Origin of the sequence: Bacteroides caecigallinarum (genome assembly GCF_016901995.1) — a bacterium.
Classification (GTDB): Bacteria; Bacteroidota; Bacteroidia; order Bacteroidales; family Bacteroidaceae; genus Phocaeicola; species Phocaeicola cellulolyticus.
The window spans coordinates 1-13,996 of record NZ_JACJLE010000024.1; the positions used below are offsets into that span (position 1 = coordinate 1).

8 protein-coding genes are annotated in these 13,996 nt (G+C 38.8%); 7 read left to right on the plus strand and 1 reads right to left on the minus strand.

Features of this window, described 5'->3' with window-relative positions:
• The 5 genes from H6A61_RS07690 to H6A61_RS07710 form a co-directional block, all read left to right on the plus strand.
• Positions 1–2,944 (plus strand): SusC/RagA family TonB-linked outer membrane protein (locus tag H6A61_RS07690; RefSeq protein WP_346342333.1); only part of this gene is annotated, 2,944 nt, incomplete at its 5' end.
• Between the two features lie 22 nt (positions 2,945–2,966).
• Positions 2,967–4,514, plus strand: coding sequence for a RagB/SusD family nutrient uptake outer membrane protein (locus tag H6A61_RS07695; protein ID WP_204392608.1), 1,548 nt, complete (start codon positions 2,967–2,969; stop codon positions 4,512–4,514).
• An 18-nt stretch (positions 4,515–4,532) separates the two neighbouring features.
• The gene (locus tag H6A61_RS07700; RefSeq protein WP_204392610.1) at positions 4,533–5,324 is read left to right on the plus strand and encodes a hypothetical protein; all 792 of its coding nucleotides are present in this window, start codon (positions 4,533–4,535) and stop codon (positions 5,322–5,324) included.
• A gap of 887 nt (positions 5,325–6,211) precedes the next feature.
• Positions 6,212–9,247: a SusC/RagA family TonB-linked outer membrane protein gene (locus tag H6A61_RS07705; RefSeq protein ID WP_204392612.1), complete on the plus strand. Its 3,036-nt coding sequence runs from the start codon at positions 6,212–6,214 to the stop codon at positions 9,245–9,247.
• A 21-nt stretch (positions 9,248–9,268) separates the two neighbouring features.
• Positions 9,269–10,816: a RagB/SusD family nutrient uptake outer membrane protein gene (locus tag H6A61_RS07710; RefSeq protein WP_204392614.1), complete on the plus strand. Its 1,548-nt coding sequence runs from the start codon at positions 9,269–9,271 to the stop codon at positions 10,814–10,816.
• Between the two features lie 118 nt (positions 10,817–10,934).
• On the opposite strand, the gene H6A61_RS07715 is transcribed toward H6A61_RS07710, so the two are convergent.
• On the minus strand, positions 10,935–11,111 hold the full coding sequence (locus tag H6A61_RS07715) for a DUF4250 domain-containing protein (protein WP_154043083.1): 177 nt from the start codon (positions 11,109–11,111) through the stop codon (positions 10,935–10,937).
• Positions 11,112–11,277: 166 nt separating this feature from the next.
• Here H6A61_RS07715 and purB point away from each other — a divergent pair, with 166 nt between their 5' ends.
• Together purB and H6A61_RS07725 are read left to right on the plus strand one after the other, a co-directional pair.
• On the plus strand, positions 11,278–12,624 hold the full coding sequence (gene purB / locus H6A61_RS07720; protein WP_204392653.1) for an adenylosuccinate lyase: 1,347 nt from the start codon (positions 11,278–11,280) through the stop codon (positions 12,622–12,624).
• Between the two features lie 70 nt (positions 12,625–12,694).
• Positions 12,695–13,984, plus strand: a complete 1,290-nt coding sequence (locus tag H6A61_RS07725) for a pseudouridine synthase (RefSeq protein WP_430746793.1) — start codon at positions 12,695–12,697, stop codon at positions 13,982–13,984.
• The last annotated feature ends 12 nt before the right edge of the window (positions 13,985–13,996 follow it).

Consider the following 13,996-nt stretch of genomic DNA (forward strand, 5'->3'; position numbering starts at 1 on the left):
AAGTTCGGCCGGAACTCTAGTTATTTCGTTCATCGGAATGAAAACACAGGAGGTGGATATTAAACCGGTAGTAAAAGTATCACTTCATTCTGATACAGAGGTGCTGGATGAAGTTATGGTTGTAGCTTATGGTACAGCACGTAAAGAGTCTTTTACAGGTTCTGCAGAGGTTATCAAAGCTGATAAAATAGAAAAAAGACCTGTTGCCAACGTTACAAAAGCATTGGATGGTATGGTAGCAGGTGTACAAACTACATCGGGTTCTGGACAACCGGGCTCAGGGGTTTCAGTTGTTGTTCGTGGTTTTGGTTCTATAAACTCATCACAGAATCCATTGTACGTTGTAGATGGTGTACCTTATGACGGTAATATTTCTGCTATCAATCCTAATGATATTGAATCTATGACTGTATTGAAAGACGCATCAGCTGGCGCTCTATACGGTTCACGTGGTGCTAATGGAGTCGTTATGATTACTACCAAAAAAGGAAACTCAGGTAAAGTTAAAGTTAATTTGAAAGCTAATTGGGGCGTTTCTTCTAGATCAATTCCACGTTATGAGACTATGGATGAAGCTGGTTATTTGGAAACAGTATACCAATCATATAAAAACGATTTGATTTATAATGATGGTATGTCTCCATCAGATGCGTCTGTATTGGCCCTCCAAAATATGAAAAGTGGTGCTACTGCTATCTTGGGATTAAATGAGCAGTATAATCCATTTAATTATTCTATTACAGAACTTATCGACCCAACTACTGGAAAAGTACGTAATGATGCTTATTTAAAATATTCAGAAGACTGGATGGATGAAGCTATGGATAAAAGCCCTTTACGCCAAGAATATAATGTTTCATTCAATGGAGGTAACGAGAGAACTAAATATATGTTCTCTATGGGTTATCTTGATGAAGAAGGTTTATTGAAGACAACAAGCTTCAACCGTCTAAATGGTCGTATGAATATCAGTACAGATGTTACTAACTGGTTAAAAGCTGGAATGAATGCCAGTTATTCGAGAAATGAAAGTAATACTGCTGTAGAGAATTCTTCTGGTTCATCAAACGTTTGGTATACAGCGCAACTGATGGCACCTATTTATCCTGTATTTGAAAAGGATGCAAACGGTTCTACAGTTATGGATAATTTAGGTAATCCTGTGTTTGATTACGGCTCTAATCGTCCTGCAGGTGCAAATGCAGACTGGAATACAATTGCTACATTATATGATGATAAATACTCTACAACAAGTGACAACTTAAGTGGACGTATGTTTGTAGACTTGGGCGATTTGAAAACTGGTCCGTTACAAGGATTGAAATTCTCTGTAAATTATGGTTTTGATATTGTAAACTCTGCAGGTATGACTTATTATAATCCTTATAATGGAAACTCTGTTTCTGTAAAAGGTACAATACAGAAGGCCGTTGCAAGAACTATGAGTTATACATTCAACCAATTATTAAGTTATGATAGAAAATTTGGAGTACATCATGTTTCTGCTATGGTTGGTCACGAGTTCTACAAATATAACTACCAGTATCTAGGTGCATCAAAAACAGGCTTCCCATTTGGTGGATTATATGAATTGGATGCTGCGACTACTATCACTAGTGCATCTTCGTATCAGCACAATTATGCTGTAGAATCAGTCCTGTCGCGTTTTGCATATGACTATGCGGACAAATATTATTTGTCTGCGAGTTTCCGTACTGACGGTTCTTCTAGATTTCACAAGGATAACCGTTGGGGAAACTTCTGGTCTGTAGGAGCAAATTGGCGTATTTCGCAAGAAGAGTTTTTAAAAGATGTTTCTTGGATTAACAATCTATCAGTTAAGGCCAGCTATGGTGTTCAGGGTAATGATAATCTAGGAACATATTATGCATGGCAGTCATTCTATGATTTAGGATACCCAAATGGAAATATGAGTGGTGTTGCATTGTCATCACTTGAAAACAAAGACTTGAAATGGGAAAAAAATGGTAACCTGAATGTAGGCCTAGAAGGTAGATTTTTTGATCGTTTATCTGTTGGTATAGAATGGTATAGCCGTAAAACTAGTGATATGTTAATGTCATATCCTATGGCTACATCATTAGGTTTCGATGGATATAACAAGAATATAGGTAGTATGCGCAATACAGGTTGGGATATTACATTAAATGCTGACTTAATCAGAACAAATGATTTCAACTGGAATCTTACTTTAATGGGATCAACCGTTAAAAACAAAGTGTTACAGCTTGCTGACAAACCTGAAATCATCTCTGGTAGCTACATCATTCGTGAAGGTGAAACATTAAATTCATTCTATACAGCAAGTGCAGCCGGTGTTGATCCAGCAACTGGTAAGCAACTATACTGGGCTTGGGATACAGATGAAAATGGTGTAAAAGGTGAAAAATATATTACTGACGATCAGGCAAAAGCTACTGCATGTAAAGAAATTCAGGGCAGTCGTATTCCTAATTTATATGGATCATTCACTAACAGTTTTAAATACAAGAACTTTGATTTGAGCGTTCTGTGCACTTATTCTATTGGTGGTAAAGTCTTAGATGGTGTATATAATACATTACTTTATGGTAACTATATTGGTCAGGCAAAAAGTAAACATCTTGAACGCGCATGGAAACAACCAGGCGATATTACCGACATTCCTAGAATTGAAATAGGTAAGAGCTACATTATTACAGATAACAATTTGATTAATGCATCATATTTGTCTATCAAGAACATTACATTAGGATACTCTTTACCTTCCAATTTGATCAAGAAACTGAATATGGAGAATATCCGCATCACAGCAACCGGAGACAACCTGGTACTATTCAACCATTTGAAAGGTATGGACCCACAATACAACTTCACTGGTGGTACAAACTTTGGATATGTTCCTGTTAGAACTATTTCATTCGGTATAGATGTTACATTTTAATGATTAAAACTATAGAAATAAAATGAAAAAGAATTTATTATATATCTTTTCACTTGCAGGTTTATTGACATTTAACTCCTGTGCAGATGAATTGAATACAGAACCAACTGATAAAGTTTCAGGAACTCAAGTTTTCGAAGATGCCAATAGTGCAGAAGCGGCAATAAACGGTGTATATAGAATGTTATACGTTGCCGGATGGAGTGCAAACTGGGGTTCAGAGAACTGTGGACAAACAGCAATCCAGTTGCTGGCAGACTTAATGGCAGAAGATCATTTGATGTATAGCCAGGGACAAGGCTGGTTCTATGAAGATTACAGACTAAATGTACATGGAGATTTTTCGAATACTTCAGGTCGTTCATATTCTATTTGGAACTTCTACTATACTATAATCAGTAATCTGAACTATATCATTGCTTCCGAAAATACAATGGGAGGTGATCCAGCAGAAGTCAAAAGAATAGTAGGTCAAGCATACGCTATGCGTGCATATAGCTATTTCTATTTGATACAATTATATCAGCAGACATATAAAGGTAATGAGGATAAACCAGGTGTTCCTGTATATACTGAACCTACAGTTGCTGGTTCCGAAGGAAAACCTCGTGGTACTGTTCAGCAAGTATACGACAGAATTAATGAAGATTTAACTAAAGCTACTACTTTATTAAAAGATCTTGAACAGAAAGATATTTCTCACGTAGATTACTATGCAGCTCAAGGTTTTCAGGCCAGAGTTTCATTGGTACAACATGAATATCAGAAAGCTGCCGATGCTGCAGCAGAAGCACTTAAAAAGCCAGGACTCCAATTGGCAAGTGTTGAAGATTTAGGTGGAAATAATAACGTAGACGTTTCGGATGTTATGTGGGGTATGAAAATTATAGCAGACCAATCTAGTGGATTTGCAAGTTTCTTCTCGCACATGGACGCTGATGCCCCTGGTATGTACGGATCGAAAGCACCTCAATGCATTAGCACAGGTTTATATAAACTTATACCAACTACAGATACACGTTTAGCATGGTTCCGGGGTGCACTGAGTGAAGATGAAGAGGTTGCTGGAACATCTAAAATCAGCTATTGTCAGTTAAAATTCAAAATGGCAGATTATACAACTCGTACAGGAGATTATATACTGATGAGAGCTGAAGAAATGGTCTTAATTAAGGCAGAAGCAGAATGTCATTTGGAACAATACGCTACAGCTCGTAACACTATAAAAGAACTAGGTACATTACGTGATAATGGTTTTGAAACAAGATTAGCAGGTAGAACAGATTCTAATTCTTATAATTCTAACACTAACTCAGCATTAGTAACGCTGATGGATGAAATTTTATTCCAACGTCGTGTTGAATTGTGGGGTGAAGCAGGTAGAATATTTGATTTGCAACGTCTCGGTCTAGGTTATAACCGTAAATATGAAGGCTCTAACCATACAGAGACTGTTCAAACAAAGAATACTGAAGCTGGTTCTCCATTGTTTATTCTTCCATTACCTCAATCTGAAATTGACGGTAACGAGAACATAACCGATGCTGATCAGAATCCGATAGTACAATAATTTAATGCACAAATAAAAATGAAAAAAAATATATTATATTGGAGTTTAAGCCTTTTATTAGGTACAGCAACTTTCGCTTCGTGTAATACAGATGCTGAAGGTGCAATGTACGAAAATGGAACAGGTGTAAGTTTTGCTTCAACGACAATGTCTGAAGAAGTTTCAACAGAAAACGAAGGTAAAATTCTTGTTCCTATATACAGATCAAACACAAATGCTAATTCAGAAGTACAAATTTCTATTGATGAAAGTACTGTAGCTGAAAACATATTCACACTGAGTTCGTCGACTGTAAAGTTTGATGAAGGAGAGAATGTTTCTTATATTGAATTAAACTTTGATCTAAATTCACTGGGTGCTACAACTACATACAATATCACTTTAGGAGTTCAGGATGCATCACAAGTATCCATATCAGGAGAGGGAAGTATAAAAGTTACTGTTAAAAGACAGTTGACATGGGCATCTTTTGGTACTGGGCAATTTACTTCTGAGTTTTTTGGTCAAACTTGGCCACAGACAATAGAAAAAGCTGCTGAAGGTAATATTTATAGATTAGTAGACTGTTATGTTGAAGGATATCCTATCGTATTTTCATTAAGCGATGATGGACAGGAACTTGTTGCGTGGGATATACAAGCTACAGGTTATACTAATGCAACTTATGGAATGGTGTATTTTGCAGCAACAGGTATGACGCGTGAAGGTAATATCTTACGTTTCCCAATGCAGGGAGTTGTAGAATATAATGGTGGTTGGGGACTGTTATATCAAGGATTTACAGAGACATTAGAGTTGCCTGCTGAATAATCAAGTAACAATCAAAGGATTTCATAAAAAAATGAGGCTATTACAAAAAGATTTAGCCTCATTTTTTTATGTGGTAATTTAATGGTTAGAAGAATATATTGCAATCACTTGTTTGGGTAATATTTAGTTGTGCTAGAATTAATTATATAGAGGTAGATTTTATTATCAAGTCATGCCGTTAGATGGAAAAACAAATACTTGAATGTATTATAAATTTGTTTGCTTAACTATTGCCGGGTCTATCGTATATGTTTAAGTAATTGCGTTTTTTCTCTTTTGCCACTTTCCTATTTTATTTATTCATAATTTATTGAGATATTCTTTCGTAATAGTTAAAAGAAATGAAACGAATCTAAAAATAAGCATAATGTGATACTGGAATCCATTGATTTTATATTATGAAATAAAATAAATCAGTTTATTGGCTGATAATGTGATTGCTAAACGTCTGCTAAACACACGAAGAACGGATATGAATGTTTAAACTGTGTTTGGTGGACGTTTTTTATATCTTTATTATTTCTTTGTATAATATTTAAGTAAGATCTATTAATTCACTCATCTTGATATTCCAAGATTTTTCTAATAATTCTTTTCCTCAAAGTGTTATTATCTGTATATATTCAGCATAAAAATACCCAAATCTCTGTCAATCTTTTTATGTTTATAACAATTTGAGCGCTAAATCAGCGTTTTATGTGAAAGAAATACTATTATATGCTATGAAAATGCTTTTTTAGAAGAAAAACGTCAAATGTTGTGTCTAAAAGCTAAGATTGCGGGCTTTCCTCTTGAAAAATGAAAAAATATTCGGGAAAATACATATTTTTGTGATTAACTAGAGAGAACTAAACTATTTGTAAAATTAAAATTCAAGAGAGATTTTTATGAGAAGGAAATTGATGCTATTAATCTCCTGCCTCGTCGTGTGGGTAGGTGTGGTGAACGCACAAGTCTCGCAAGTGGCCGGTACGGTTACTTCAAGTGAAGACGGTTTGCCTATTGTAGGTGCATCTGTATTAGTGAAAGGTACTACTGTAGGTACTGTAACAGACATTGACGGTAACTTCAGTATTCCTAATGTTCCGGAAACTGCCAAGACGTTGGTTATTTCGTTTATCGGAATGAAATCAGAAGAAGTTGCTGTCGCTCCGACACTGAATGTTGTATTACATCCGGATACGGAGGTTCTGGATGAGGTTGTGGTGACAGGTTATGGTAACTTTAAAAAATCTTCGTTTACTGGTTCTGCTTCGAATGTTTCCACAGAAAAACTGAAGGATGTCCCTTCTGTAAGTGTTCAGGATCGTTTGGCGGGTTCTGTTTCGGGTGTCCAGATTACTTCTACTTCCGGTCAGCCGGGTGCGGTGGCATCGGTGCGTATCCGTGGTATGGGCTCTATCAATGCAAGTAACGAACCTCTGTATGTTATCGATGGTGTGCCTATGATGAATGGTAATGTGAGCGAATTCTCTTATGCCAATTCAGGTAACAGCCTTATGGCGACACTTAACAGTAATGACATTGAGTCTATGACTGTGATAAAGGATGCGGCTGCTGCTTCTTTGTATGGTTCGCGTGCGGCTAATGGTGTAATTATCATTACGACTAAGCGTGGTTCAGCTGGAAAAACCAAGTTTAATGTGAAGGCTGACTGGGGTATGTCTGACATGGCGATTAATTATCGTCCTATCCTGAACGGTGCGGAAAGACGTGATATCCTTTATCTGGGATTAAAGAATTATATGCTGAACGGAGGTAAATCTGAACAGGAGGCTATTGCTTATGCTGACAGTAAGATTGATTCGTATGCGGCTGAACCTTGGTCGGGATATACTGACTGGAAGGATGTATTGTTCAGAAAGGGTGCTCATCAGAATTATGAGGTGAGCGCGCAGGGAGGATCTGAAAAGACTCATTTCTATACTTCGTTCTCATATACAAAGCAGGATGGTATAACTAATGTGTCAGGATATGAGAGATTTACAGGTAGAGCCAGTGTAAACCATAAGGCAGACCGTGTGTCGATTGATGCAAGTGCCATGTTTACGAATTCTACACAGAATGTGAATAATGAAGGTACCAGCTTTGCCAGTCCGATAATGTGTTATGCGATGACGGCTTCTCCTTCGACTTATCCTTATAATGAAGACGGGTCTTTCAGTACGTTTTTCCCGGCACTGAATGGCGCCAATCCTGTTCAGACAGAGACATATAATTATAATAGGAGTGTGGTGAACCGTTTTATGGGTTCGATTGGTGCTACATGGAATATATGGGATAATCTGAACTTGAAGGAGATATTGAGTTATGACTTCAGTCAGAACAATGAAAGAGTATGGTGGGATCCGCGTACGAATGACGGACGTTCGTCGAACGGTGTAATGCAGAGGGTGATGACGAACATGGCTAAGCTGAATACACAGACTCAGTTGACATATAACAAGACTGTTGCGGAAAATCATAATTTTGACGTATTGCTGGGATTTGAGACTGAGGATTATGGTTATGAATATGTATATGCCAATGGTAATACATATCCTTCGTATATGCCTGAAATAGAGAATGCAGGAAATACCAGAGCTTCGAGCTCTGTGAGCAAATATAGAATGACTTCTTTCCTTGGACGATTGAACTACGATTTTGCTGACAAGTATTACTTTAGTGGTAGTTACAGACGTGACGGAAGTTCACGATTGTCGCGTGCGAGCCGTTGGGGTGATTTCTGGTCTGTGTCTGGTTCTTGGAGAATTTCCGGAGAGTCGTTTATGGAATCCTTAAATCATATATTTACTGATGTCAAGCTGCGTGCGTCGTATGGTGTGAATGGTACACAGCCTACGGATTATTATGGTTATCTGGGTGTTTTCGGATTCGGATATAATTACAAGGGTAATGGTGGTTCGGCAGAAATGAGGGTGGATAATCCTAATATGAAATGGGAAAAGAACTATGCTACCAATATTGGTCTGGATATAACATTGTGGAACAGACTTTCGATGACTGTTGAATGGTATAACCGTGATACAAAGGATTTGCTGATGAACAAGGCTATTTCAGGTGTAACGGGTATCATTGACGGAAGCGGTGTGGCAAACACATTGATGAATGTCGGCGAAATGAGAAATCGCGGTGTCGAATTTGAGCTCAGGTCAACAAATATCCAGAATAAGGACTGGTCTTGGACTACTACTTTCAACATCAGTCATAATAGAAATACTCTGTTGAAGCTTGATGGAAACCAGAATGAAATGATTAACGGTGTGCTTATTCATAGAGTAGGAGAGCCATATTATTCTATCTATGCATATGAATATGCCGGTGTGGATCCTCAAACAGGTAAGGAACTCTATTATATAAATGGAGAGAATGGCAGTCGTGAAACTACTACAAACTCGGCTGAGGCAAACAAGACAATAATAGGTGCTGTGGAACCTAAGGTGCAGGGTGGTTTGACTAACTTTGTCAGCTGGAAGTTTATTGACTTTAATATTACGCTGACTTATTCTATTGGTGGAAACGCTTTTGATTATGCCACATGGTTGCAGTCTAACGGGGGTACTTATAATTATGTAGGCAATGTGCCGGCATACTATAAGATAGAGGATACATGGCAGAAACCTGGCGATGACGCAACACTTCCACAGTTTGCATTCGGAAACAAGAATATTTCTTCGTCACGCTGGCTGATGCCTACCGATCATTTGAGAGTGAAGAACCTGACTGTAGGATTTACAATGCCGTCTAGCCTGAGCGGTAAGCTTGGATTGGGGAAAGTGAGAGCATATGTAGCGGCAAACAACTTGCTTACTTGGAAGTCGAAAAAACTGTATGTCGATCCGGAAACTCCGGTTAACGGTATTTGTACTTTTGAGACTCCGGCATTGAGAACTGTTACTTTCGGTATGGAAATTGGTTTTTAATTTAAAATAAGAATAAGAAATATGATAACTAAAATATATAAGTCGTTTATATTTTCGGTGGCAATGTTGGGATTGTCATCGTGTGTGAACAACTGGCTGAATCAGGCACCGTCGAATGGTATTCCTACAAGTCAGGCTATAACTAACTATAATGATGCTAGAACGGCTATGTACGGTATGTATGACGGATTACAGGGTAATTCTACATATCGTGAATATTATGCGGCCAGAATGTTTTACTATGGCGATGTGCGTGCTGATGATATGCAGGCCAGAGATCAGGGTATGCGTACTTCTTCGTGTTATGAGATGAGATATACTGTGGATGATGCTCCGGCTATATGGAATGTGCCGTATAATGTGATACGTCGTGCCAACAGAATTATTGAGGCTGTTGATAACAAAAAAATACTGGATGCGGAGAAATATCAGAAGGAAGTAAACGATATTTATGCTCAGGCTAAGGTTGTCCGTGCTTTGGTGCATTTCGATTTGGTGAGGATTTATGGAAATCCTTATACAAGTGACAAGGGAGCTTCTCTTGGTGTTCCTTTTGTTGACACTGCTTTGGGAACAGACTCGCAGTTGGGCAGAGAAACTGTTGCAAGTGTTTATGAGAAGGTTATCAAGGATTTGACTGAGGCGGTTAATTCCGGAGCTTTATATAAATCGGAAAAGGTAGGAGAGAAGCAGGGATTTATTGACCAGTGGGCTGCCGAGGCTTTGCTTACACGTGTCTATCTGTATAAGGGAGAAAATGAACTGGCATTATCTACTGCACAGAATATAATCGAACATTCTCCATATAAGCTATGGGAAGCTGATGAGTATGCTGAGGCATGGGATAAAATGAGTGCAAAACATACCAAGGAGATGATGTTCGAACTTATAAATAACGGTACTGACGATTGGGCAGACCGTGAAGGTATAGGTTATCTGTATAATGAGGACGGATATGCGGATGCAATTTGTACAAAGTCGTTTGTAGATATGTTGAAGGCTGACAAGAATGATGTCAGAATAAACGTTATATTGCCGGTTCAGAATAAAATGGATGATAAGGGTAGTCCTACAGACCTTTATAAGAAATATGGTGATGAGCCTGTTTTCATAAACAAATTTCCAAAGGGACAGCAGGGTGATCCTCGTTTGCAGAATTTGCCGATATTAAGACTTTCGGAGGTGTATCTGAATGCTGCTGAAGCTGCCGTGAAAATTGGTGGCGGAAATGTGGACTATGCTGTCAAGTATCTGAATGATCTAATCAAGGCCCGTTCGGTAGATGTAAATTCGGCAAATGTGGTTGATGCCGGTAGTATCACTTTGGAGAGGGTGTTGACAGAACGTCGTAAGGAACTGGTTGGCGAAGGACACCGTTTCTTTGATGCTATGCGTAACAATGAAACTATTGTCCGTTACGAAAGCCAAGATAATATAGGATGGCATTATGCTCTGAATGAAGATTCAAGAAAGTTCGACAGAACATACTTCAGGACGATACTCCCTATTCCTGTAAGTGAAGTTAACGCTAATCCTGTTATCGCAAAACAGCAGAATCCTGGATATTGATTCTTTGTGAAATAATGCATGCCGGACGCCTGCAGAACACGGTATGAACGAGAAATGAACGTTCGCCGCATGTTCGGCAGGCGTTCATTTTTTTGTTCAAAAAATTCTGGTGAGGAAATTACCAGAATTTGTTCAGCTCTTCGTTGTATTCGAAGCCGGCATCTTTAAGACGTGATATTATTTCGTCCTTATTAAGACTCAGATCATCACAAAGAGAGTCGAGTGATGGATAAAAGTCTCTGAGTTTCATGTTGATGAGGCTGAAAAGCATCATCGGGTCGTTTGGAAGTTCCATTGTCATGTTGATTTTATATTTTTCCGGCTGCAAAGGTACACTTTATTTCCGTAGTTTTGTGTAATAATTACTAAAGTTTTCATTATTAGGGTGGTTAAGTCGGGAAAAAGCATTACTTTTGCGAAGTTTTAATGATCATTAATTTAGAAAAAACTGAAAAACAATGTTGGAGCTTGACTTACTCACTGCTGTTTCTCCTATTGACGGCAGATATAGGACCAAGGCGGGAGCTTTGGCTGAATATTTTTCTGAGTATGCGCTGATCAAGTATCGTGTGCAGGTGGAAATAGAGTATTTTATTACTTTGTGTGAACTTCCGTTGCCACAATTGAAGTGTTTCGATCATGCGCGTTTCGAATCATTGCGTAATATTTACCGTAATTTCTCAGAGGCTGACGCTCAGCGTATCAAAGAAATAGAAAGCGTTACTAACCATGACGTGAAAGCTGTGGAATATTTCATCAAGGAACAGTTCGACAAGCTTGGGGGATTGGAAAAATATAAAGAGTTCATCCATTTCGGATTGACTTCGCAGGATATCAATAATACTTCTGTGCCTTTGTCTATAAAAGAGGCTCTGGAGAAGGAATATTATCCGCAAATACAGAAACTTATTGACCAGCTTGCCGCATATGCAGAGGAATGGAAGGATATTCCTATGCTTGCAAAGACTCACGGACAGCCTGCTTCGCCTACAAGATTGGGTAAAGAGATTATGGTGTTTGTGTACAGATTGCGCCGTCAGCTGGATATACTGAAAGCTTGTGCCATTACTGCCAAGTTCGGTGGGGCTACTGGTAATTATAATGCTCACCATGTGGCATATCCTGAGTTTGACTGGAAAGAATTCGGTAATAAGTTTGTTGCAGAAAAGTTGGGATTGGAACGTGAGGAATATACTACTCAGATTTCGAACTATGACAATCTGGGGGCAATATTTGATGCGATGAAACGTATCAATACTATTATGATTGATATGAACCGCGACTTCTGGCAGTATATCTCAATGGAGTATTTCAAGCAGAAAATCAAAGCCGGTGAAGTAGGCTCAAGCGCAATGCCTCATAAGGTTAATCCGATAGACTTTGAAAATGCTGAAGGTAACCTGGGTATGGCTAATGCTGTTTTCGAACATTTGTCGTCAAAACTTCCTGTTTCAAGATTGCAGCGTGACTTGACAGACTCTACTGTATTGCGTAATATCGGTGTTCCTTTCGGTCATACTATTATTGCGATACAGAGTTCGCTGAAAGGACTTGGCAAACTGTTATTGAACGAGCATAAAATTTATGAGGACTTGGATAACTGCTGGAGTGTGGTTGCTGAGGCTATTCAGACAATTCTTCGCCGTGAGGCTTATCCTAATCCGTATGAGGCGCTGAAGGCTCTTACACGTACTAACCAGGCTATAAACGAGGCTTCAATAAAGAATTTCATAGAAACATTGGAGGTGAGTGAAGATATAAAGAAGGAACTTCGCGCAATAACTCCACATAATTATACTGGTATTTAATTTTATATTTGATTTATAGAGACATTTTTGGCCCGAGAGGGTAAGAGTATTAATTTTTTTTGATTTAATTATTATGACAGAAAGAGAATTCAGACAAAACGGTGAAAACCAGTCTGGCCGCGATGGTAGAAAATCTTACAACAACAGAGAAGGTTATAACAGAAACAATCGTTATGAGGGTGGAAATTACGGACGTCGTCCTAACAATGGATTTGAAGGTGGTGAGCAACGTCAGAACCGCTCTTCGTTCAACCCTCGGTTTAACAACAATAATAATGGTGCTGACCGTCAGCAGCGTGGAGGTTATGGCAATAACAATTATGGCCGTCAGCAACGTCCTTATGGCAATCGCCCATATGGAAACAATGAAGGAGGGGAACGTTCTTACGGCGCACCACGTTTTAATAACAACGGCGGTGATCGTCAGCAGCGTCAGTTTACTCCTAGATTCAATAATGATGGGGGTGAACAGCGTTCGTTCCGTCCTCGTCAGGGACAGCAGGGCGGATATCGCCAGCAGGGTGGCGGATATGGTAACAACCGTCAGGGAGGATTCCGTCAGCGCACAAATGATTATAACCCGAATGCTAAATATAGCATGAAGAAGCAGATAGAGTATAAGGATGTGCTTACAGATCCTAATGAACCTATCCGCTTGAACAAGTTCCTGGCTAATGCCGGTATATGCTCACGTCGTGAGGCTGATGAGTTTATCACAGCAGGAGTGGTTTCTGTAAATGGTGTAGTGGTGACAGAACTTGGTACTAAAGTGCATCGTAATGATGAGGTTAAATTCCATGACCAGCCGGTAACCATTGAAAGAAAGGTGTATCTGCTGCTTAACAAACCAAAGGATTGCGTTACTACAGCGGATGATCCGCAGGAACGCAAGACTGTGATGGATTATGTGAAGAATGCATGTAAGGAACGTATTTATCCGGTGGGAAGACTTGACCGTAATACAACAGGTGTTCTTCTGCTTACCAATGATGGCGAGATGGCTTCGAAACTTACTCATCCTAAATATCTGAAGAAGAAAATTTATCATGTGTATTGTGATAAGAATGTTACAAAAGCCGATCTTGACCAAATTGTACAAGGTATAACTTTGGAAGATGGAGAAATTCATGCTGATGCTGTAAGCTATGCTTCTGATACTGATAAGTCGCAGGTTGGAATAGAAATCCACTCTGGAAAGAACCGTATCGTACGCCGTATATTCGAACATTTGGGATATAAGGTAATTAAACTTGACAGAGTTTATTTTGCCGGACTTACAAAGAAGGGATTGCGTCGCGGTGACTGGAGATTCTTGACAGAAAATGAAGTAAATATGCTCCGTATGGGGTCTTTTGAATAATATAAATTATTA